20 protein-coding genes and 1 pseudogene are annotated in these 20,193 nt (G+C 65.8%); 15 read left to right on the top strand and 6 right to left on the bottom strand.

Annotation, left to right across the window (positions count from 1 at the left end; translation table 11 throughout):
* Nucleotides 1-914: 914 nt before the first annotated feature.
* From ACQCST_RS16845 to ACQCST_RS16785, 13 genes are all read left to right on the top strand, one after another.
* The gene (locus tag ACQCST_RS16845; RefSeq protein ID WP_426996866.1) at nucleotides 915-2,771 is read left to right on the top strand and encodes a methyl-accepting chemotaxis protein; all 1,857 of its coding nucleotides are present in this window, start codon (nucleotides 915-917) and stop codon (nucleotides 2,769-2,771) included.
* Nucleotides 2,768-3,217, top strand: a complete 450-nt coding sequence (locus ACQCST_RS16840) for a chemotaxis protein CheW (RefSeq protein ID WP_426996865.1) — start codon at nucleotides 2,768-2,770, stop codon at nucleotides 3,215-3,217. Before ACQCST_RS16845 ends, ACQCST_RS16840 begins: the two co-directional genes overlap by 4 nt.
* The gene (locus ACQCST_RS16835) at nucleotides 3,214-5,277 is read left to right on the top strand and encodes a hybrid sensor histidine kinase/response regulator (RefSeq protein ID WP_426996864.1); all 2,064 of its coding nucleotides are present in this window, start codon (nucleotides 3,214-3,216) and stop codon (nucleotides 5,275-5,277) included. The genes ACQCST_RS16840 and ACQCST_RS16835 overlap by 4 nt, the downstream gene beginning before the upstream one ends.
* Nucleotides 5,274-6,320: a chemotaxis protein CheB gene (locus ACQCST_RS16830; RefSeq protein ID WP_426996863.1), complete on the top strand. Its 1,047-nt coding sequence runs from the start codon at nucleotides 5,274-5,276 to the stop codon at nucleotides 6,318-6,320. Before ACQCST_RS16835 ends, ACQCST_RS16830 begins: the two co-directional genes overlap by 4 nt.
* Nucleotides 6,317-7,540: a CheR family methyltransferase gene (locus tag ACQCST_RS16825; RefSeq protein ID WP_426996862.1), complete on the top strand. Its 1,224-nt coding sequence runs from the start codon at nucleotides 6,317-6,319 to the stop codon at nucleotides 7,538-7,540. The genes ACQCST_RS16830 and ACQCST_RS16825 overlap by 4 nt, the downstream gene beginning before the upstream one ends.
* Nucleotides 7,537-7,917 carry a chemotaxis protein CheW gene (locus ACQCST_RS16820; RefSeq protein WP_426996861.1) on the top strand — a complete coding sequence of 127 codons (381 nt, stop codon included), beginning with the start codon at nucleotides 7,537-7,539 and terminating at the stop codon, nucleotides 7,915-7,917. The genes ACQCST_RS16825 and ACQCST_RS16820 overlap by 4 nt, the downstream gene beginning before the upstream one ends.
* Nucleotides 7,914-8,963 carry a diguanylate cyclase gene (locus ACQCST_RS16815; RefSeq protein WP_426996860.1) on the top strand — a complete coding sequence of 350 codons (1,050 nt, stop codon included), beginning with the start codon at nucleotides 7,914-7,916 and terminating at the stop codon, nucleotides 8,961-8,963. Before ACQCST_RS16820 ends, ACQCST_RS16815 begins: the two co-directional genes overlap by 4 nt.
* 198 nt (nucleotides 8,964-9,161) lie before the next feature.
* Complete coding sequence (gene bioB / locus ACQCST_RS16810; RefSeq protein WP_426996859.1) at nucleotides 9,162-10,187, top strand: biotin synthase BioB; 1,026 nt, start codon at nucleotides 9,162-9,164, stop codon at nucleotides 10,185-10,187.
* Nucleotides 10,184-10,399: a hypothetical protein gene (locus ACQCST_RS16805; protein WP_426996858.1), complete on the top strand. Its 216-nt coding sequence runs from the start codon at nucleotides 10,184-10,186 to the stop codon at nucleotides 10,397-10,399. The genes bioB and ACQCST_RS16805 overlap by 4 nt, the downstream gene beginning before the upstream one ends.
* Nucleotides 10,396-11,736 (top strand): adenosylmethionine--8-amino-7-oxononanoate transaminase, encoded by a 1,341-nt coding sequence (locus tag ACQCST_RS16800; RefSeq protein WP_426996857.1) that lies wholly within the window; start codon nucleotides 10,396-10,398, stop codon nucleotides 11,734-11,736. Before ACQCST_RS16805 ends, ACQCST_RS16800 begins: the two co-directional genes overlap by 4 nt.
* A gap of 8 nt (nucleotides 11,737-11,744) precedes the next feature.
* Entirely contained in the window at nucleotides 11,745-12,902 is a 1,158-nt protein-coding gene (locus tag ACQCST_RS16795) for an 8-amino-7-oxononanoate synthase (protein ID WP_426999205.1), read from the top strand.
* On the top strand, nucleotides 12,899-13,582 hold the full coding sequence (gene bioD, locus ACQCST_RS16790; RefSeq protein ID WP_426996856.1) for a dethiobiotin synthase: 684 nt from the start codon (nucleotides 12,899-12,901) through the stop codon (nucleotides 13,580-13,582). The genes ACQCST_RS16795 and bioD overlap by 4 nt, the downstream gene beginning before the upstream one ends.
* Entirely contained in the window at nucleotides 13,582-14,781 is a 1,200-nt protein-coding gene (locus tag ACQCST_RS16785) for a cytochrome P450 (RefSeq protein WP_426999204.1), read from the top strand. The genes bioD and ACQCST_RS16785 overlap by 1 nt, the downstream gene beginning before the upstream one ends.
* Here the strand turns inward: ACQCST_RS16785 and ACQCST_RS16780 are convergent.
* From ACQCST_RS16780 to ACQCST_RS16770, 3 genes and pseudogenes are all read right to left on the bottom strand, one after another.
* Nucleotides 14,765-14,989 (bottom strand): Beta-galactosidase C-terminal domain, encoded by a 225-nt coding sequence (locus tag ACQCST_RS16780; protein WP_426996855.1) that lies wholly within the window; start codon nucleotides 14,987-14,989, stop codon nucleotides 14,765-14,767. The two genes, ACQCST_RS16785 and ACQCST_RS16780, sit on opposite strands and share 17 nt — an antisense overlap.
* A gap of 55 nt (nucleotides 14,990-15,044) precedes the next feature.
* Nucleotides 15,045-15,179, bottom strand: a pseudogene (locus tag ACQCST_RS16775) (hypothetical protein); the annotation flags it as partial.
* 203 nt (nucleotides 15,180-15,382) lie between these two features.
* Nucleotides 15,383-16,309: a LysR family transcriptional regulator gene (locus tag ACQCST_RS16770; RefSeq protein WP_426996854.1), complete on the bottom strand. Its 927-nt coding sequence runs from the start codon at nucleotides 16,307-16,309 to the stop codon at nucleotides 15,383-15,385.
* Between the two features lie 66 nt (nucleotides 16,310-16,375).
* On the opposite strand from ACQCST_RS16770, the gene ACQCST_RS16765 reads away from it, so the two are divergent.
* Together ACQCST_RS16765 and ACQCST_RS16760 are read left to right on the top strand one after the other, a co-directional pair.
* Nucleotides 16,376-17,431 (top strand): DMT family transporter, encoded by a 1,056-nt coding sequence (locus tag ACQCST_RS16765; RefSeq protein WP_426996853.1) that lies wholly within the window; start codon nucleotides 16,376-16,378, stop codon nucleotides 17,429-17,431.
* A 182-nt stretch (nucleotides 17,432-17,613) separates the two neighbouring features.
* Nucleotides 17,614-18,183 (top strand): hypothetical protein, encoded by a 570-nt coding sequence (locus ACQCST_RS16760; protein WP_426996852.1) that lies wholly within the window; start codon nucleotides 17,614-17,616, stop codon nucleotides 18,181-18,183.
* 412 nt (nucleotides 18,184-18,595) lie between these two features.
* Here ACQCST_RS16760 and ACQCST_RS16755 read toward each other — a convergent pair whose 3' ends face one another.
* The 3 genes from ACQCST_RS16755 to ACQCST_RS16745 are packed head-to-tail and all read right to left on the bottom strand — an operon-like array spanning nucleotide 18,596 to nucleotide 19,880.
* Nucleotides 18,596-19,039, bottom strand: coding sequence for an SRPBCC family protein (locus ACQCST_RS16755; RefSeq protein WP_426996851.1), 444 nt, complete (start codon nucleotides 19,037-19,039; stop codon nucleotides 18,596-18,598).
* Nucleotides 19,040-19,080: 41 nt separating this feature from the next.
* Nucleotides 19,081-19,419 carry an ArsR/SmtB family transcription factor gene (locus tag ACQCST_RS16750; protein ID WP_426996850.1) on the bottom strand — a complete coding sequence of 113 codons (339 nt, stop codon included), beginning with the start codon at nucleotides 19,417-19,419 and terminating at the stop codon, nucleotides 19,081-19,083.
* The gene (locus ACQCST_RS16745; protein ID WP_426996849.1) at nucleotides 19,416-19,880 is read right to left on the bottom strand and encodes an SRPBCC domain-containing protein; all 465 of its coding nucleotides are present in this window, start codon (nucleotides 19,878-19,880) and stop codon (nucleotides 19,416-19,418) included. Before ACQCST_RS16745 ends, ACQCST_RS16750 begins: the two co-directional genes overlap by 4 nt.
* Nucleotides 19,881-20,193: the final 313 nt, after the last annotated feature.

Here is a 20,193-nt window from a genome sequence, read left to right as displayed (position 1 = left end):
GTGGCGCCTGCTGCCCACGGCTACCCCGTTGCTCACCTTGCCGAAACACCGATCTGGACGTCATCGCCGTCGCCCGGGCGCGCCTGGAAACCGGGATGCCGGACCTGGGTGCCTTATTGCCCTTGCGGAGGGCCTGGCGCCGTAATTCCTGTCTGCAGCACCCATGCCCCTGACCTGCGGAGAACAGGCTCCTGACTGGCGACGGCCTCAGATGGACTATTATATAAAATGATGTAACCATCAAGTAGTAAAAAGCCTGAAGGCCTATGGCCTCTTGAGGGAGCGGCGGCCGCTCCTGGATCCGCATCAGGCTCTGGCCGCGACGCCCCCGATGAACCGCGCCCTCACTTTCGAGTGGTCCGTCTCCAAATTAACAAATGAGTGCCTGTTGGGCTTGAGGCTGTGTCTGATCCTGTTGAGCAGGTGCGGGCGCGTCACAGCTAAACGGAGTGCGTAGCTTTTCGGCGCAGGCGGCCGGTCAAAGGCGTCCAATCCGCGGATCGCCTTCGGTTTGGACGCCAATAGCTATGCAAACCTGTACGGGCTCCTGGCCAGGAACGTGGTTAGGTAAAACCTACCCCCATCAGCCAGGTCGATATCCTGGCCGAGGAACACTACCAACCCTTGTCTCCACTTGTCTCGCCGCACGTGTGCACCCAGCCGCCACGGTAGTCCTGAATGAGATTGGCATAGACAAGCAATCCGGCGCCGACTAGGGTAAGCAGGCGATGGATGGGGGGAGTCAGTGCGACCTTCGGGGAGTTGTCCCGGAATAGGAATTGCGATTGGGGACCAATTCGGGTTCGGTCCCAAACCCATGCGCGCGCATTCGGTCCGTCAGCGATGAAGGTCGCCTGACCAACGTGGTGAAGCCGCTCTCAATGAATGCGCGAATAGAAAGTCAGGGAACTGACATGGCCACGCCCACCAAACGCCGCTGGCGTGCACTACCGCGCCGTTTCGGCGTTCAGATGGTGGCGGCCAGTTTGCTGGTGTCGCTGCCGCTCATGATCGTGTTGGCGGTGCTGCTGACGACGCAGTCATCGGCGAGCCTGACCGCTGCCGCTGAAGACAAGGGCGTTGCTCTGGCCAGCGCGGCCACGTTGCGGGTGGAGGACTGGCTCTCCGAACGTCAGGGCGATCTGAAGGTCATCGCCGCCACGGTCGGCGGTCAACTCGACAGCCCCGCAACTGCGGCCCGGCTCGCGGCAATGGACAAGGCCTACGGCAGCTACACGCTGATCGAGATTACCGATGTCGCCGGCAAGGTTCTGTCCACGAGCAGGGCCGGGATGGAACTGGCCCCGGCCGGGCAGGGCTGGTTCCAGACCGCTGTCTCCGGCAAGCCGGTGGTGACTTCCCTGGTCCGTCAGGGGAGTCAGATCCACTGGATCATCGCCCAACCGGTGATGGACGCTGACGGACACGTGCAGGCCGTCGTCGTCGCCGATCTCGACCCGATGGTGCTGCCCAAACTGCTCAACCCGGAGCTCGGCGCGGGCGACGAAGTTGTTGTCACCGACTCCCAGCGCCAGCTGGTCTTCGACACCGCCTCACTCGGAAAGGCAACCGATGAGGCCGCGCTGCTCGCAGCCGGCGTACTGAGCACGACGGTGGACACCGAGGCCAGCCGCCAGGCCCTGAGCACCGGTAACCCGGGCTCGGCCAGCTTCACCGATTACAAGGGCATAGATGTCATCGGTGGCTATAACGTCGTGAGCGAACTGAACTGGGTCCTCATCGTGAAGCAACACGCCAGCCAGGTGCTTGCACCGGTAGCCACCCAGGTCCAGCGCACCATCATGCTAGTCATCATCGGCGCGGTCCTTGCCGCGGCCGTTTCGATCGCCCTGGCCTGGCGAACCATCCGATCGGTCAGACGGCTGGGCGCAGTGGCGCACCGGGTAGCACAGGGTGACCTGACGGCCCGCGCGGTTCCGGCAGGGTCCGTTGAACTCGTCCTGCTGGCCGAATCCTTTAACGCCATGCTGGCCACCTGCCAGCAGTTCGTCGGCCAACTCGGTGCGGCCGGGGTTGAGGTAAATTCGGCGGCAACGGAGTTGTCGGCATCCTCTGACGAATTGGCGGCGATCACCACCCAACAGAGTGCGGCGGTCACGCAGGCTACCGCGACAACCGAGGAGCTCGCGCGGTCGTCGGTAGCCATCGCGGACACCGTCGACGCGGTGGCCCGCCAGACCGCAGAGACCAGGCAAAACCTGGAGCAGGCCGAGACCGACATCACCCTGTCGAGCGAGCGCACCCTGGCCCTCGCAGGGCGGGTCAATGACATCGACGCCCTGCTGGTGCTGATCAACGACATCGCGGATCAGACCAATCTGCTCGCCCTCAACGCCGCGATCGAAGCGGCCCGTGCCGGGGAAAACGGCCGGGGTTTCGCGGTGGTGGCCGACGAGGTTCGCCGGCTGGCCGAGCGGTCCAAGACGTCCGCGGGCGACATCGCCGCGATCGTGGCGGCCGTCCAGCGCGAAACCAATGCCACCGTGATGGCCATGGAAAAGGGCGCCAAGCAGATGCAACACGGACTGCTGCTGCTAGAGGCGGTCACGGATGCCAACGGTCAGGTCAGTCTGACCACCCAGCAGCAACGCAGCGCCACAGCCCAGGTCGTCGAGACGATGGAGCAGCTCACCGATGCCAGCCGCCAGGTCTCGATCACGGCCCAGCAGATCGCATCCTCCGCAGGGGACCTCGCCGATCTGGCCCACAACCTTGAATCCACCGCAGGCGCCGGCAGCGGCCACCGATGACTGACGTGCACGCCGTGCTCCTCCCGGTCGGGCCCGATCTGTACGCCGTGCCAATCGACCGGGTCAAGGAAGTGGTGGCGGCCCCGATCCTGACCCGATTGGTTACCGCGCCGCCGCACGTGCTCGGGCTGTTCAATTTGCGGGGGCAAATCGCGCCGCTACTCGACACCGCCGCGTTGCTGGGGCTTCCCGGCGCCGGGCCCACGGCATTCGCTCTCGTCCTTCAGTCCCGGCAAGGCCCGATCGGGCTTTCAGCGACGGCCTTCCCCCATCGGGCGATTCTCGGTGCGTCCATCGGCCCATCTGAGCTGCCCGGCACCGCCGGCACTTACCGGGTAGAACACGGGGTGGCGGTGCTGTTGGACCCGGATGTACTCCTGGCCGCCGATCGGCTCGGCCGCGCGCCCGGCAGGGAAATCATTGTCTCGAGCGGGGCGGGAGGGTGAGCGTGCTCGGCTTAGGACAGGTGCGGGAACTGTTCGCCCAGGAAGCCGAAGTTCGCCTCGCGGACCTGGATCAGCTCCTGCTCCAGCTCGAGCAGGCCGGGGGAGATGAGACCCTGATCCGCTCCGTCTTCCGGGAGCTGCACACCCTCAAGGGTTCCGCGGCCGTCGCTGGGCTCGACGAGGTGAGCGAAGTCGCTCACGGGCTTGAGGAGATCGTCGACGGTTTGAGAGCCGGACGGCAGCGCGTCACCCCGGAGATCATCGACACACTGCTAGCCGGGGCCGACCGGCTCGGCCACGTCATCGCCGGGACACTCGGCACGGCCGAACCCTCGGCGGCCGTCAGTCGGCGGGAGAGCCCTGCGGTCTCCGAGCCGCCGACCGGCGGCCGGCTCGCCGCCGTCGATCGATGCACGGTGAGGCCGGCTCTAGAACCTGCGGAGGCGCAGCGGCCACATCCCACGGCCGAGGCCTCTGGCGCTGGCGACTCCGGCGGCGTCGTGATGGTGCCGATGGAACGGCTCGACGAGATGGTCCGGCTGATCGGCGAGTCGGCTTCCGCGCACCTGCGGGTCGGCCGCATGCTTATGGAAAAGTACGGCGCCGACCCCACCCTCAACTCCGAATTCAACGATCTCTCGCGAACCCTGAACGAACTGCAGGACCGCGCAATGCGCACCCGGATGGTTCCCCTGGCCAGCATCACCGACAAGCTGCAGCGCGCGGTGCGTGATCTGTCGCGCACCCAAGGCAAGACGATCCACTGGGACGTGCGAGGATCCGACACCGAGCTCGACCGCGGGGTCCTGGTGCAGCTGTCCGACTCCCTGCTGCACATCGTGCGCAATGCCGTCGACCACGGCATCGAGTCCGACGCCCTGCGGACGGGGGCCGGGAAACCGGCGGGGGGCATCATCAGGCTGCACGCGATGCAGCTCGGCTCCGAAGTCATCATTGCCGTCACCGACGACGGCAACGGGATCGATACAGGGCGAATCCGGGAGCAGGCCGAACACCAGGGCATCGACACCGATGGGATGAGCCAGGAGGACATCCTCCACCTCGTCTTCCACCCCGGACTCTCGACGAGAACCTTTGTGACCGCCGTGTCCGGCCGGGGAGTCGGACTCGACGTCGTTCGCGCCAGCGTCGAGGCGGCGCACGGCCGGATCGAGGTGCGCTCCAAACCAGGGCTGGGCACCGAGTTCCGCATTATCGTCCCGATCACCCTCGCGGTGCTGCGCTGCCTGCTTGTCGAGTCCGGAGGCCAGCGCTTCGCGTTGCCGTTCCATCGGGTGGTCCTGTCCCAGCGCTACGACCCGTCGAGCCAGTCCAGCGCCGAAGGGCGGCCGGTCCTCTTCGTCGAGGACCTGCCTGTGCCGGTGTCGAACCTGGCCGGCACACTCGGCCTGGTTTCCGCCGAACAGACCAACGGCCCGGTCGTTGTTCTCGCCGACACAGCCCGCCGGCACGCGTTCCAGGTGGACCGTCTCGTCGGCCAGCGCGACGTCGTCGTCAAAGCGCTGAACGGACTGCTCGCACACTTGCCCGCGGTCGCGGGCGCGAGCGTCGAACCGGACGGCTCCGTGCTCATCGTGCTGGACCCGCCGGGGCTCATCCAGAGGGCCAGGCACTCCGGTGGCGGCGAGGCGCCGAAGCTGAGGGAATCGCCGTCCACCGGATCAGTCCAGCGGATCCTCGTCGTGGATGACGCCCTGACCATCCGTGAATTGCAGCGCAGCATCCTGGAACGGGCCGGCTTCGATGTGCGTGTCGCTGTCGACGGCATGGATGCGCTGTCGAAGCTCGCCGAGGAAGCCAGCGATCTGATCCTCACCGATATCGAAATGCCGAACATGGACGGTTTCGAGTTGACCGAAGCGGTCCGCGCGCATCCATCACTGGCGAACATCCCCGTGCTGATTCTCAGCTCCCGCTCGAGCGCGCCTGACCGTCAGAGAGGGCTCGACGCCGGCGCTGACGGCTTCATCCTCAAGAGCAGCTTCGATGAGGGCAGTCTGCTCATGGCAGTGAACCGTCTGATCGGCGCACGAGCATGACCGGCACCTCGCTCGGCAAAGCGATCAGGGTGCTCATCGTTGAGGACGCGCCCACCCACGGTGGCCCGCTCACCCGAGGTTTGCAACGCGACGGGGACATCGCCGTCTTCGGCCAGACGTCAACCGGGGCGGCCGCCATCGGGCTCGTGTCCCGCGAGAATCCCGACGTGATCATCCTCGGCCTCAGCACGAGCGACGGCAGCGGCCAGTATTTCATCGAACAGGTCATGGCGTACACGCCGACGCCCATCCTGGTGCTCTCTTCCCGGATCGCGGACCGGCATTCCCCGTCGGCCGTCGATGCCCTCGTCGCCGGTGCCCTCGACGCGCTGCCGGTTCCGGGCTGCTGGAGCACAGAGCTGGAAACCCAGCTCCGCCACACCGTTCGTCAGATCAGCAAGGTCCAGGCGATCCGGCATCCCCGTGGTGGCCTGGCCAAAATCCCGCGGGCGGACACGCCGAAGCCGGGCAGCGGCCGGCAAGCGGTCGTTGCATTGGCCGCATCGACCGGTGGCCCCAAGGCACTGGCTACGGTGCTGGCGGGGCTCCGCGGGCTGAACGCGCCGGTCCTCGTCGTCCAGCACCTGCATCCGGACTTCACCGGCGGACTGTTTGATTGGATGGCCCGCGCATCGGCGTTGCCGGTGGAGATCGCCACGCACAACACTGTCGCGCGGCCAGGGCGTGTCTATCTTGCCCCCGGAAGAGTCCACCTGCGTCTGGCCGCTAACCTTCGGCTTGAACTCGCGACCACCCCGGTCATGATCCACCAGCCCTCCGCCGACGAACTCTTCCGCTCCGTGGCGGAGCAGGCCGGGTCAGCCGGCGTCGGAGTAATCATGACAGGGATGGGTCACGACGGCGCCAATGGGCTGCTTGAGATCCACCGCCAGCGGGGCCAGACCCTGGGCCAGGACCAGGCCTCGTGCGCGGTGTTCGGGATGCCGCAAGCCGCCCAACGCCTCGGTGCGCTCACGAGTTTGTTGCCGCCTGAGCAGCTCGCGGCCGCGATTCTCAGGGCTGTGTCGTTGGTGCGGGCATGAGCGCGCTCGAACCGTCGGGAATGATCATCGACAGAGTGGCCGAGCTCTTGAGAACCGAGGTCGGCCTCCGGCCGGAGCCTGCCTTGCGTGCCCGACTGCGGCGCTGCATCCGTGACGAGGCCGCCGGCCTGAGGATGGACCCCGAGCACTATCTCCAGGCACTCTCGAGCAGTGCCGCCCTGTGCCAGGACCTCCTCAACCGGGTCACGGTGCAGGAGACGGGATTCTTCCGCCACCCAGAGCATTTCGAGGTGCTCTCCCGCGACATTCTCCCGATCCTGCCGCAGCCGGTCACCATCTGGAGTGCCGGCTGCGCCAACGGGCAGGAGGCGTTCAGCCTTGCCATGCTGCTCGAGGAACGCGGGGTCACAGGGTCGGTGATCGCAACCGACGTGTCCACCTCTGCACTGCACCGGACGAGAGCCGCCCGTTACACGGCCGGGGAAGTCAGGGGCCTGGCGCCGGATCGGATTGCGCGCCACCTGACGCCCGTCGGCCAGTCCTGGGAAATCAACCAATCGCTCCGGGACCGGGTCAGCCCGCTGCACCACAACCTCACTGACGCCGTCCCGGACCGGGTGCGCCCGTGCCAGCTTGTGTTCTGCCGCAACGTGCTCATCTACTTCTCTCCCCAACACGCCAAAGTTTTCCTTGACCGTGTTGCGAACGCTCTGCCTGCGGCGTGGTTGTTTCTCGGTGCGGCCGAGACGATCCGGGCGGCCGGCGACCGCTATGAGACCGTGAGGATCGGCGACACCTACGCCTACCGGCCGCTTGCGGTTCCCGGTGTGCCTTCACCCGTCACAGCCGAACGGGCGCCCGCCACCGCCGTGCGGGCTCTGGTGAACGGCAAGCAGGCGCCCGCGCGGCTCGCGAGTCCGGAACGAGTCCCGCCCCTGGAAGCCGATAACGAATCCGCCGCCATAGCACGCCTGGCAGCGGCCGGGCAGCAGGCGTTCGCCGCGAGGGATGAGCGGGCCGCCGTCGTCATCTTCCGCAAGTGGGTTTACCTCGCACAGGACGATGCGCTTGCCCATTTGCATCTCGCGCTTGCTCTCGAGGCCCTGGGCGAGCAGTTGTCGGCGCAACGCGCCTTCGGGGCGGCTCGGCGCGCCCTGCTGGCGTCCGACCCGGCGCAGCTTCGGTTCGCGATTGACGGTTATGACCCGGCCGAACTTCACAGACTTCTCGACGCTAAACAGCGGGAACAGACCCCATGATGACCATGGTCTGCTTCCAGTCCGCCGGAGCGGCGTACTGCCTCCCGGTGGAGGCCACCCGGGCGGTGCGCACCGCCGCCGGCATCCGTTCCTTGCCGGGGACAGCGTCGGACATCGTTGGCATCCTGCCCGGCCAGCCGCCGCTGACGGTCATCTCGGTGTTGGGCGGCGGCGGCACATATGTCCTCGTCGTCGAGACCCGTGGCACGACGTTCGGATTGCTTGTCGATGCCGTCACAGGGCTTCGGCGCATCGCCGTCGCCGACATCCGCCCGGCCGCTACCGGTCCGGACCAGGCGTTGATCTCGGGAACAATCGACACGGATGGCGAGCTGATGCTCGTGGCCGATCCTGATGCCATGGCGGCACGGCTGTGACGGGCGCTTCCGTGGCCGCGGCTGTCGGGACCGAATCCGCGGCTGTCGGGACCGGGACTACCGTGCTTATCACGGATGATTCGCTCGTCATCCGCGCGGTCGTCGGGTCCCATCTCGAAGCGGAGGGCTACCACGTCGTTGAGGCTGTCGACGGGGCGGCGGCGCTCGAACAGTGCAGGCACCTTCCGCCCGACGTCATCCTGCTCGACATCGAAATGCCCGGGCTCGACGGATACGAAGTGCTCGCCGAACTCAAGGCCGACCCGAATCTCAGGGATCTGCCGGTCGTCTTCCTCACCACACTCACCGAAATGGAAGACGTCCTGCGCGGGCTGCGTGGCGGCGCCCACGACTACCTCAAAAAACCGTTTGAGCCGGCCGAACTCGTTGCACGCGTCGCCGCAGCCGCGCACGTCAAGAAACTGCAGGACCAGCTTCGCCAGCGCAACACCGAACTGGACCTGCTCAGCCGCACCGATGGGCTCACCGGCTTGCACAACCGGCGTCACATCCAGGAGGAGCTCGCCCATCATCACGCCGAGGCGGTGCGCCACCACGACCCGCTGAGTGTGCTCTTGCTCGACATCGACCACTTCAAACTCGTCAATGACAGCTACGGGCATCCCGCCGGCGATGTGGTGCTCGCCGAGTTCTCCGCCCGCCTTCTTAGCGAACTGCGCGCAGGAGATGTGGCCGGCCGGTGGGGTGGTGAGGAGTTTCTCGTCATCCTGCCCCGGACCGACCTCGGTGGGGCGCTGGTCGTCGCGGACCGAATCCGCCGAGTCATCGCGTCGGCACCAATGGTGGCGGCGGGCGTGGAAATCGCTGTGACGGTCAGCGGCGGCTGTGCGTCAGGGCCCGCCGGATCCGCAGAAGAACTCGTTGACCTCTCCGACGCCCAGCTGTTTGCCGCCAAGGCCGCCGGCCGCAACCGGATTATTGCCCCGACCGTACCGGCGGATTACCAGGGTGGACTTCCCAGCCGGATGGCCGAGGGCATTGGTTTCTGGTCACCCTGTGACGGCGCGGTCGTCGGCGGAGAGTAGTACGAGCGGCGGGCCGTCCAGACAGGGACCGAACGCCCTGCACGACGAACGTGCTGGCAAGGTACTTGATCAGATGTCTGTTCAGGTCAAAACCCGTGCGGCCTGTTTGTAGGCATCCAACAAAAAAACCAGTCCACAGCCGAACTAGGGTCGGTGGGGACCGCCACTCCAGCGTAGCTCCCGTTCAAAGGACAATCGATGACGAATCAGGCAAGCACTCAGGCAACCCGTTATGAAATTCTGGAAACTGCGCGAGTGCAGGTGTTGCAACAGGGTGTGGGTCTGGCAGAGAGCCAACTCCTGGAGATACTCCGGCTGCCGGACGACGCCCTCCCTGCCGCCCTCCAGCTCGCCCATGAAGTCCGCCTGGAGCATTGCGGCGAGGACGTCGAGGTGGAGGGCATCGTCTCCATCAAGACCGGCGGCTGCCCCGAGGACTGCCACTTCTGCAGCCAGTCCGGACTCTTCGATTCCCCTGTCCGCGGCGTCTGGCTGGACATCCCGGAACTCGTCAAGGCCGCGAAGGAAACAGCTGCCACCGGTGCCACGGAGTTCTGCATCGTCGCGGCTGTCCGCGGACCCGACATCAAGCTCATGAACCAGATCAAGTTCGCGATCGACCGCATCAACGAGGCCGTGGACATCAACATCGCCTGCTCGCTCGGCATGCTCACCCAGCGCCAGGTGGACCAGCTTGCCGACTGGGGCGTTCACCGCTACAACCACAACCTTGAAACCGCCCGCAGCTTCTTCCCCGAAGTGGTGACCACCCACAGCTACGAAGAGCGCCTCGAGACCTGCAACATGGTCAAGGCCGCCGGCATGGAACTCTGCTGCGGCGCACTGATCGGCATGGGTGAATCGCTCGAACAACGTGCAGAGCTGGCGGCCCAGCTCGCCGCCCTTGAGCCGCACGAGGTCCCGCTGAACTTCCTCAACCCCCGCCCGGGCACACCGCTGGAAAACCAGGGAATCATGGACGGCAAAGACGCTCTCCGCGCGATTGCCGCTTTCCGCCTCGCCATGCCCCGGACGGTGCTGCGCTACGCCGGCGGCCGCGAACTGACGCTCGGCGACCTGGGAACCCGCGAGGGGCTGCTCGGCGGCATCAACGCGGTGATCGTGGGCAACTACCTCACCACATTGGGCCGTCCGGCGACGGCCGATCTGAACCTCCTGGTCGAACTGAACATGCCCATCAAGGAATTTCAGAAGTCGCTGTGAACGTCGTCATCACGGAAAGCTACTGCGGGCATTGCGGTGAGACGCTCGACGGCGGTGAGCTGCCGGCGTCGGACTCCCACCGCCGCTGCGGCGAACTGCTGCGGCTGGAACCGCCGCGCTACTGCTCCCAGTGCAGGCGCCGGATGAAGGTCCAGGTCACACCGCTGGGCTGGAGCGCGACGTGCTCGCGCCACGGGGCGCTGGTCCAATGAGCCTGATCCAGCGGGACCGGGCCCGTCTTTGGCACCCCTATGCGCCCGCCGGTTCCAGCCTTCCGCTGTGGGAAGTGGTAGCGGCCGACGGCGTGCGGCTGCGGCTCCGGGACGAAGACGGCACCGTCCACGAGGTACTGGACGCCATGTCGTCGTGGTGGTCGGTGATCCATGGCTACCGCCACCCCGTGCTGGACGCCGCCGCCAAGGGGCAACTGGACGATTTCAGCCATGTCATGTTCGGCGGCCTGACCCATGCCCCGGCTGTGGAACTGGCCGAGCGGCTGGCGGACATGGCACCGTCAGCCCCCGGCCGGGCCAGGCTGGAGCGGGTCTTCCTGGCGGACTCAGGGTCAGTCTCCGTGGAGGTCGCGCTCAAGCTGGCCATCCAGTTCCAGACCGCGTCGGGGAAACCCCGGCGGCAACGGTTCCTGAGCCTTCGCGGCGGCTACCACGGCGACACCTTCGCAGCGATGGGAGTCTGCGATCCCGTGGACGGCATGCATGCGGCCTTCCCCGGCTTGCTGGCCGGTAACGTGTTTGCGCCCCGTCCGCCTGCCACGGCCACCGCCACTCCGGAAGCCGTTCAGGCGTGGGCCTCGGAGCTCGAACGGCTGGCCGAGGCCAATTCCGGGGAGCTGGCGGCGATCATCGTGGAACCGGTGCTGCAGGGCGCCGGCGGCATGTTCATGTACCCGGCTGAGTGCCTGCGGGTGCTTCGACGGGTGGCGGACCAGCAAGGGCTGCTGCTGATCTTCGACGAGATCGCCACCGGCTTTGGCCGCACCGGCGAGCTGTTTGCGGCCGGCCACGCAGGGGTCGTCCCGGACATCATGTGCGTGGGCAAAGCACTCACCGGCGGCTATCTGACGCTGGCCGCAATGCTGTGCACCGGCGAGGTGGCGGAGACTGTTTCGGGCGGTCCGGCAGGGGCGCTGCTGCACGGGCCGACCTTCATGGCCAACCCGCTGGCATGTGCCGTGGCCAACGCCAGTCTCGGAATGATCGACGGCGGCTCCTGGCGGCAGGACGTGGCCAGGATCAGCGCCGGCCTGGAATCAGGGCTCACGTCTGGCCTTGGACTCGAGGCCGTAAGGGAAATCCGCACTATCGGCGCCGTCGGGGTCATCGAACTGCACGATGGCGTGGACGTTCCCGGCGTGACCCGGGCCGCCATCCGGAACGGGGTCTGGGTGCGCCCGTTCCGGAACCTCGTTTACACCATGCCGCCGTACATCAGCACGGCGGCGGAGATCGAAACGATCACCGCGGGCATGGTGGCAGCGGTGGCCGAGGTCCATGAACAGGGCACAGCCTGGAGCGGAGACGCTGCATGAGTGCCTCGATGACGCTGTGGCTGGAGCGGCAGGCCACGGTCCGTGAACGCCGCGGGCTGGTCCGCCGGCCGTTCGCCCGTGGCGCGGGCGAACACTTCGTCGACCTCGCCAGCAACGACTACCTTGGTCTGTCTAAGGATCCCCGGCTGGCCGAGGCCGCCGCGGCCGCGGGCTCACTCTGGGGGACTGGCGCCACGTCCTCGCGTCTGGTGGCCGGGACCACGGATCTGCACCTGGAGCTCGAGCTGGAACTTGCGCGGCTGACAGGCATGGAGGCGGCGCTGGTCTTCTCGTCCGGCTATCTGGCGAATCTGGGGGTGATCACCGCGCTGGGCGGGCCCGGAACCCTGATCGTGGCGGATGAGCACTGCCATGCGTCCATGATCGATGGTTTCCGGCTGAGCCGATCGCGGACGGAACCGTTCGGGCACAACGGGCTCGAGGAAGCCAGCCGCCTGCTTGCCGGGCGGACCGAACCGAGGGCGCTGATCGCCGTCGAGTCCCTGTACAGCGTGCTGGGCGACGAGGCCCCGCTGCTCAGGCTGCTGGCCCTGGCCGAGGAGCACGACGCCGTGCTGCTGGTGGACGAGGCGCACAGCCTCGGCGTCACGGGCACCGGCGCCCATCAGGGATTCGGATCGGTGGCCGGGACGGTCCTTGCCGGCCATCCGAACGTCGTCGTTACTGCCACGCTGTCCAAGGCACTTGGCAGCCAGGGTGGGGCGGTCCTCGGTCCGCCGCTGCTGCGGGAACACCTCATCAACCGCTCCCGCAGCTTCATTTTCGACACCGGGCTGGCACCGGCGTCCGCCGCTGCCGCCCTGGCCGCGGTGCGGATCATCCGCGAAGAACCGTGGCGCACCGGGGCTGTCCGAAGCAATGCCGATGCCCTTGCCCGGGGCCTGGCGTCTGCTCTGCGAGAGGGCGTCTCTGCAGCCGGGCACGCGACGGGGGCTGTGCAGTCCATCGCGATGCCGTCCGCGGAGTCGGCCGTGGCAGCGACTGACGCCGCCCGATCAGCGGGCGTACGGATCGGATGCTTCCGGCCTCCTTCGGTCCCGGACGGGGCATCCCGGCTGCGGCTCACGGCCCGCGCCACGCTGACGCCGCACGACATTGAACACAGCTGCGCCGTGCTGCGCAGCATATTGGAGGAGTACCCATGAGTCTGCCTGCCATCATCCTGGTCACAGGAACGGACACCGGCGTCGGGAAGACGGTGACCACCGCGGCCCTCGCCGCGGCTGTGCAGCGCCGCGGGCGCACTGTCGCCGTCTACAAACCCTGCCAGTCAGGGAGTGCCGGCGGTGATTCTGACACGGCCGAAATCGTGCGGTTGGCGGGCGTCACGACGGCCGAGGCCGGCGTGGTGCTGCGGCAGCCGCTGGCTCCGGTGGCCGCTGCCGCCGCCGACGGCGCTGAACTCCCGCCGCTGGCGGTACACGCAGACAGGATCCGCGAACTCGTGCAGTCCCATGATCATGTTCTGGTTGAGGGCGCGGGAGGCCTGCTGGTGGATCTGGATTCCTACGGCGGCACGCTGGCCGGTCTCGGAGCCCTCCTGGCGCCTGATGCGGCATTCCTGCTGGTGACACGGCCGGCCCTTGGCACCCTGAACCACACCGCGTTGACGCTCGAAGCTCTGGAAAAGCGCGGGCTGGGGGTGCTTGGCGTGGTGATCGGCAGCTGGCCGGGTAACCCGGGGACGGTGGAACAAGGCAATCGGCAGGTGCTCGAATCCTTGCCGGTCCCGCTGATCGGCGCCATTGGGGCGTTGGCGTCGGAGCTGTCTCCCGCAGATTTCAGGGGTCAGGCCGCCGCATGGTTGAAGGGGCTGCCCGAATGATGGCGGCGCAGGCGAACACCGAACTTAAAGATCCCAGGAATGAGAATTCCGGAGCGGCCCAGTGCCCGTATCTGGTGCTGCGGGATCCGGACGCCGTCAAAGAAGTGCTCCACAGGCCGGCCGACTTCAGCCCGGCCAACGCCCTGATCGCGGCGACGCCGCTTTCCGGCCAGGCGCTGCGCGTGCTGCAGCGTGCACGCTTCGCCCTGCCTCCTGTCCTGGCCAGCAACGATACAGACTCGCACGCGGAGATCCGCAAAGTGGTTGCGGCCTACTTCACACCGGCCACCGTCGCCGCCATTGAGCCACGCATCCGGCAGCTGGCACGGGAATCGGCTGCGCGGGCCCTGAAACAACTCAACACTTCCGGTCAGGTTGATCTGGTGCAGGCGGTGGCTGCTTTCCCGCCGGCAATCATCATGCTGGAGCTGCTGGGACTTCCGGTTCGTGATTTGTCCCGACTCAAAAGGTGGAGCAGGGACTCCCTGGATCTGTTCTGGGGCTGGCCGGACGAGGCACGGCAACTGGAGCTGGCCCACAGCGCAGCGGATTTCTACCGTTGGTTGCGGGAACTGGTTCTGGAATCAGTGGACACTCCGGGGCGGAATCTGTTCAAATCGCTCGCCGTCCACGGTTTGTCCACGCCGGAAATCTGTTCCCTCGGATACTTCCTGCTGATCGCCGGGCAGGAAACCACCACACAGCTGATCAGCACGGCGCTGTTCCGGCTCGTTCAGGGATCCGGAGCTGTGAGCTGGGACGAGGCGGCGGCGGAGGCAGACGCCCGGGCCGCGGTGAGGCACGTGCTCGCCACCGAATCGTCCGTGCCCACCTGGCGGCGGGTCGCGGTGCAGGACACCCTTCTCGGTGATGAGCTGATCCCGGCAGGGGCCGAAATCCTGCTCGAACTGACCGGCAATCACGGCAGCTCCGCGGGGCCGAAGCCGGTGCGGATTCCGGGATCCAGCGGGCAGCCGTCCGGAGCTCCGGGCGAAAGGCCAAGCGCCTACAGCCTGGCCTTCGGCTCGGGAATCCACCGCTGCCTGGGTGCCAAACTCGCGGAGCTGGAGGCCGCCGTCGTCGTCCAGGAAACGGCGGCCGCGCTGCCCGGAATCCGGCTGCAGGGGCAGAACCCGGAGTGGATCCGGCTGTTGTCCTTCCGGGCCCCGCGGAGGGTCACCGTCAGTCCTCCGCGATGACCGCCACGCCTCCCGTCTCAACAGTCCCGGTACAGCGCGAGCCAATAAGCAGATCAACGACGGACGCCTCAACGCCCGCGTCCGCCCGGGAATGGTTGATCGCGAAGAGGAAGCTCCTGCCGTCCCGTGCGCGGCGCCTGGTCAGCTCCACCCCGGAGTCGGCAACCGCCACGGCAGCAACGCCGGATTCCCCAAGCAGCCGGGTCAAGCAAAGCGTCGATGCCGGCTGAATCCGGGAAGGTGACAAGGTAACAGGCGGAACCCGCACCCACGGAACGCCGTGTCGGCGCGGGCACGCCTTCCAGCGAATACACCGTGAATGTTGTCAGGGAATCAGCGCCCGCCAGGTGCACGTGTTCGCTCCAGACTGGGCCAGCACCGCCGTCGCTCAGCTTCAACTGCGAGCCGGCGGGCAGCGGGTGGAACTCCTCACTTTCACGTGAAAATTAGCCAGAGGTGGACCGGATCGTGGGATTTCGTCAATTTCGGCAGGGGAGGCGCCCCGTTCAAGGAACCCTGAACTGGCGCTTTCCCGAGTCGCGGCGAATCCCATGGTGCTATTTGTGTAGCACCAGTCCTCAATCTGGCGTCCGCGCAGAACTCAGCAATTCGTCGCTGAAGTTTCGGCGATGTCGCGCATTCGTTCGACGCCCGGGTGCCATGGGCGCCCGGAGGGGCCGGAGAAAACGAGGGTGCGGTCGAGCTGGGGTTCGAGCTCGACCATCACGAGGTTGTTGGCGAGCATCGAGCGTGCAAGTGAGGGCAATATCGCGACGCCAAGTTCGGCCTCGACCATGCCGAGCAAGGTGCTGGTCTCATGAACCCTCTGCGCCGGCGCATACGGAATTCCGGCCATCGTGTGTATGCGGGTGATCTGGGGTTCACAGCCGCTGGAGGAGGCCAGCAGCGGGTCCTCGAGGAGATCGGCGAGGCTGATGCGCTTCTCGCCGGCAAGCGGGTGGTCTGAGCGGAACACGGCCCGGAAGTCATCGCGGGCCAGGACGATGGAGCCGGAGGGAACAGGGTCGGGGTCGATGAGAACGGCAGCGTCGACCGCGCCGCTGGCCAGCCAGACTTCCAGTTCGTCGTCGCTGCCTTCGAACAGGCGGATATCGAGCCCGGGTAGTTCAGCACGCCAGCGTTTCAGGAGTTCGGGGACAAGTCGATGGGAGGCGGTCGGTGCCGCCGCGAGGCGGACCTTGCCTCTCACGAGGCCTTCGCGCTGGATGTCGACGGTGGCTCGCAGGGCGCGCACGTCAGCCAGGACGCTACGGGCATGAGGCAGGATTGCCTCGCCCAGGGACGTCGTCGCGATCGTGGGTGCGCGGACAATGAGAGGGGCACCTGACGCGCGTTCCAGCGCTGCGAGGGCATGCGAGACGGCAGATTGACTCATCTGCAGATGATCAGCCGCAGCGCCGAAACCACCCTGCTCCACCACAGCGACAAAGACGTCAAGCTGACGCAAGGTGAGCGACCCCATATCTATTTTCGTCATATGCCCATGCGCCAGATTCATTTGATTCATGTCCTGAGTGTAGCTGAGACTGGCATCAACGAAAGATGAGGTGTGGGCGTGACAAGTCGATCAACAATGCGAGACGGACGTGGCGTAGGTCTGGCCGCTCAGTACCTGGGCGCGGCCGCAGTATGGGGTGCAAGCTTCCTCTTCATCAAGGTGGCCGTCGGAGGGCTCTCCCCGGCGCAGGTCGTCCTTGGCCGGCTATTTTTCGGCGCACTGGTTCTCGCCATCATCATGCTGGCCACACGTCGACGGTGGCCACGCGGCCTGCGAGTGTGGGGTCACCTGACGGCGCTCGGAGCACTGATGTGTGTTGTCCCGTTCCTTTTGTTCTCCTGGGCAGCGCAGTACCTTCCCGCCGGGCTGTCCAGCATCTACAACGCGACGACGCCGATCGCCACAATGCTTGTCGCGCTGGCGATTCTCCCCGACGAGCGTCTTACCAAAATCAAGACTGCCGGCATCTTCGTGGCCGCGGGAGGCGTGATCCTCGTCGCCGCACCATGGGACGCCGTAGCAGACACAGCCAACGGCATGTTCTTCTGGGCGCAGCTGGCCTGTCTGGGGGGAACCACCTGTTACGGCCTGGGGTTCTCCTATACCCGGCGGTTTCTCCGTGGACACGACTATGACGCGATCACAGTCTCCGCCTCCCAGATTGGCGCCGGGGCAATCATCATCCTGCTGCTCACACCCTTCATCGGCACCGGCCCAGTCACCTTGAATCCAGGCATCGTTGGAAGCATCCTGATACTCGGTGGCGTCGGAACGGGGATTGCCTATATCTGGTACACAAACGTCATCAACGCCTGGGGTTCGACCATGGCATCAACCGTCACCTACCTCACCCCGATCGGCGGCGTCGTCCTCGGCGTTATGGTTCTCGGCGAAACAATCCACTGGAATCAAATCGTCGGCGGAACCGTCGTCATCATCGCCATGCTCATCGGCCAAGGTCGATTACGGCCACCACAACGCCGAAGAGGCGGGGGGATCAATGCAGAAACGCGGAAGACAGGACACGAAGGCGCTGACATCAAGACGCGTGAATGCGTTCTCGTCCCAGAGAGGGAACCTTGGGTTCTTGAAGGACAGGGTGGCCAGAGGAGTTCTGGAGTTCAGTGCTGACGAATTCTGAAACGAGATCGGCAGATTGGCGCCGGGCTGGGCGAAGATCGTGCGGATGTGGATTCGACCATGTCCGGGCTGCTTCTGGGCTCAATTGCAGCACGTTGCGCGGTTGGAAATGAATTCCAGTGGCTGGACAGCGAGAAAGGCACCAAGTACGTGCCGGCCAACCGGGACGATGAATGGTGTGGCAGCGTTCACCCCGGATTCCCACAACGTTCTTTGACGATAAATCCAAAGACATCGCCCTCACCCTGCAGACCGGCTGGAAAGGGGAGCTGCTACGAGGCAAAAACGGGGGCTTTTACGGCGGCCCGCCCGAGCCCTCGACGTCACTGAGCTACTTGGATTCCCTGCCGCGTGATCCTTACCTGCTCCTGAACAACATCTACAAAAAACGATCGGGCAAGGCCAATCCATCGACGGGGAAGGGCTGGTTTTCATTTGATGATCTGCTGCGCACCGGTGTTATCCCCGCTGACCTGTGGGCCTCCCTGTACAAGGCGGCGGCACTGATTCCAGGCGTCACCATCACAGATGAACAAGCAACACTCGACGGACGCAAAGGCATAGCCATAGGCCGGCTCGAAGAAGGACTCTCCAAAACGCGTCGAGAAATCGTTATCGAACCCACAACCGGGATGCTGATTGGGGAACGCGGAGTGCTCACCCAACCGTTGGGAACGATCCCCGCAGAAACAGCGATTACCTGTAAGGACATCCAAACTTCGGTCTCCAACACAGCACCTTAGGCGTGGAAAGCGGCCCGGTGTGCGATGCGCACATCGGGCCGCTGCACATCTCAGTTTCTCTGTGATCCCTCGGTAACGTCCAGCAGGGGGTATCCCGTCGTAAGTTTCAGAAGTCGTCTGCCCCTGGTGTTGATTGGTCCGTTGGGGGAACGGCGTCCTATTGCGTGTCGGAGCGGGGCAATCCGGCCCACGAGGAACATTGGAACGGAACCCATCGGTAGCGTCGGGGTGCTGGTGGTAGCGTCGTGGCTGATCGGGGATTGGTCCGGGCTCGGGGGTCGGGGTCCGTGATGGGTTGGGGGTTGCTGGGTGCCTGTTGAGTTCCTTACCGATGCTCAGGCCGCTTCATACGGCTGTTACAGCACCGGTTCCTCCCTCCGGTGCCGGGTTCTCGTGGGCGTGGATGGCGCACTCAGTGCCAGTCGGAGATCTTGAGGTCGTACGGCTCGGGTGCGCCGGTACCCGTCTCGACGAGCTGCTTGAGGCTCACCAGGAATGTCGCCCACTTGGTGCTGCAGTGGTACATGAACTCGACGGGCTCCTTCCAACCCTCGTGGGCGAACAGTACGATCGTGTAGTCGCCCTCCTGCTTGAGGTCCCACCGCACCGTCGTACCGATCCACTCGGCCGGCCCGTCGGTGACTTCCCAGAGCACGCTCTCGGCGGGATTCAACTCGAGAACCTTCATGTCGAAGCCGCCGGGCTCGAACCGGAACTCCAGGATCCCACCGACCTCGGTCTGGCCCTTCGTGTCCGTCGCCCACCAGCCCGACAGGCCTTCGAGCGTGGTCAGGGCCGCATACACGTCGTCCAATGACGCCGACTTCATCCCGACCCTGTGGAGAATGTCCACCATTTCGATTCCTCTTCTCGCGGATTGGTTGTTGTTGGAACGGGTTACTTCTCTTGGCTGCGCTGGATCGCCTCGGCGATCCGCTTGATCCGCCGCAGGCGGGCGTCCCAGGTCGCCCCGACGTCGGCGAGCTGGGCGACCGCGCGGGCGAGCTGAGCCTCGTCCACCTGGTAGCGCCGCTCGCGTCCGGCGGGCGTGACGTGAACCAGGCCCACGCGGTCCAGGACCACCAGGTGCTTCGAGACGGCCTGACGTGTCACCGGCAATCGCTCGCTGAGCGTGGTGGCCGTGCCGGCACCCTCGGCGAGCAGGAGGTCGAGCATCCGGCGTCGGGTCGGGTCCCCGATCGCGGACCACAGGTCGTCGTCGACGGCGACGCTCATGGCGTCGACACCAGCCGGGTGACGTAGTCGCCGAGGCTGGGCACGAAGATGTCCCAGCCCTTCACGTGCTCGGCGTACGCCGCCTCGAGCACCGCGATCTCCCAGCCCTTCTCCCGGAAGCCGGTCTCCGTGAGCCGGACCACCGTGCCCGCTCCAGACGGGACGAGCTCGAAGGTCACCAGCAGCGAGTTCGTGGGGATCGCCACGGCTGCGCCCTCGTAGACCCACCGGAACGAGAACAAACGAGGCGGTTCCGCGTCGACGACCGTGAGTGGCTGGATGTGCGGCTCCGCCGTGTCCCGCCCCCACGCGATCTCGGCGACCGCGCCCGGGGTCGGCGACAGGTCGGTCTCCGCACCGTTCCACCACTCCCGGATGTGCTCGGGACTGCTTATCACCTTGAAGACGATCTCAGGGGCGGCGTCGACGTAGATCTCGCGCTCAATGCTTCCGAACTCCATGGGTTTCCCGCTTTCTGCAACGTTTGGTTGCACATCACCATAGCCCGGGATCCCTTCTTACGCAACCATAGGTTGCTTAGATGGCTTGACGAGTCGAATCAGCGGCCACGCCAGCAGCGCGCCGAGCAGTCGGCGATCGAGGGCACCCGGCACGGGAAGGGGGTCGGGGACCAATGCCGGGAGACTGGCACGAAGGTATTCCGTGGTGTCCGATAACAATCGTTCGTAAGACACCCTATATCGCTTTGGAGTGGCCGGTTCTGGCGGAATCTTGCCGTTGGATATTTCACTTTTTCACAAGCCAGACCTTGTA

Origin of the sequence: Pseudarthrobacter sp. N5 (assembly GCF_050157035.1) — a bacterium.
Lineage (GTDB): Bacteria > Actinomycetota > Actinomycetes > Actinomycetales > Micrococcaceae > Arthrobacter.
The sequence above is the reverse complement of the archived record's forward strand: the minus strand, read 5'-3'. Positions and strand labels throughout refer to the sequence as shown.

Bases quoted from the DNA above. Each gene is read 5' to 3' on its own strand.
- bioB (WP_426996859.1), top strand. From the start codon at position 9,162: ATGACGAATCAGGCAAGCACTCAGGCAACCCGTTATGAAATTCTGGAA.
- ACQCST_RS16795 (WP_426999205.1), top strand. From the start codon at position 11,745: ATGACGCTGTGGCTGGAGCGGCAGGCCACGGTCCGTGAACGCCGCGGG.
- ACQCST_RS16830 (WP_426996863.1), top strand. From the start codon at position 5,274: ATGACCGGCACCTCGCTCGGCAAAGCGATCAGGGTGCTCATCGTTGAG.
- ACQCST_RS16825 (WP_426996862.1), top strand. From the start codon at position 6,317: ATGAGCGCGCTCGAACCGTCGGGAATGATCATCGACAGAGTGGCCGAG.
- ACQCST_RS16820 (WP_426996861.1), top strand. From the start codon at position 7,537: ATGATGACCATGGTCTGCTTCCAGTCCGCCGGAGCGGCGTACTGCCTC.
- ACQCST_RS16760 (WP_426996852.1), top strand. From the start codon at position 17,614: ATGGTGTGGCAGCGTTCACCCCGGATTCCCACAACGTTCTTTGACGAT.
- ACQCST_RS16840 (WP_426996865.1), top strand. From the start codon at position 2,768: ATGACTGACGTGCACGCCGTGCTCCTCCCGGTCGGGCCCGATCTGTAC.
- bioD (WP_426996856.1), top strand. From the start codon at position 12,899: ATGAGTCTGCCTGCCATCATCCTGGTCACAGGAACGGACACCGGCGTC.
- ACQCST_RS16845 (WP_426996866.1), top strand. From the start codon at position 915: ATGGCCACGCCCACCAAACGCCGCTGGCGTGCACTACCGCGCCGTTTC.
- ACQCST_RS16800 (WP_426996857.1), top strand. From the start codon at position 10,396: ATGAGCCTGATCCAGCGGGACCGGGCCCGTCTTTGGCACCCCTATGCG.
- ACQCST_RS16770 (WP_426996854.1), bottom strand. From the start codon at position 16,309: ATGAATCAAATGAATCTGGCGCATGGGCATATGACGAAAATAGATATG.
- ACQCST_RS16755 (WP_426996851.1), bottom strand. From the start codon at position 19,039: ATGGTGGACATTCTCCACAGGGTCGGGATGAAGTCGGCGTCATTGGAC.
- ACQCST_RS16745 (WP_426996849.1), bottom strand. From the start codon at position 19,880: ATGGAGTTCGGAAGCATTGAGCGCGAGATCTACGTCGACGCCGCCCCT.
- ACQCST_RS16750 (WP_426996850.1), bottom strand. From the start codon at position 19,419: ATGAGCGTCGCCGTCGACGACGACCTGTGGTCCGCGATCGGGGACCCG.
- ACQCST_RS16765 (WP_426996853.1), top strand. From the start codon at position 16,376: ATGCGAGACGGACGTGGCGTAGGTCTGGCCGCTCAGTACCTGGGCGCG.
- ACQCST_RS16785 (WP_426999204.1), top strand. From the start codon at position 13,582: ATGGCGGCGCAGGCGAACACCGAACTTAAAGATCCCAGGAATGAGAAT.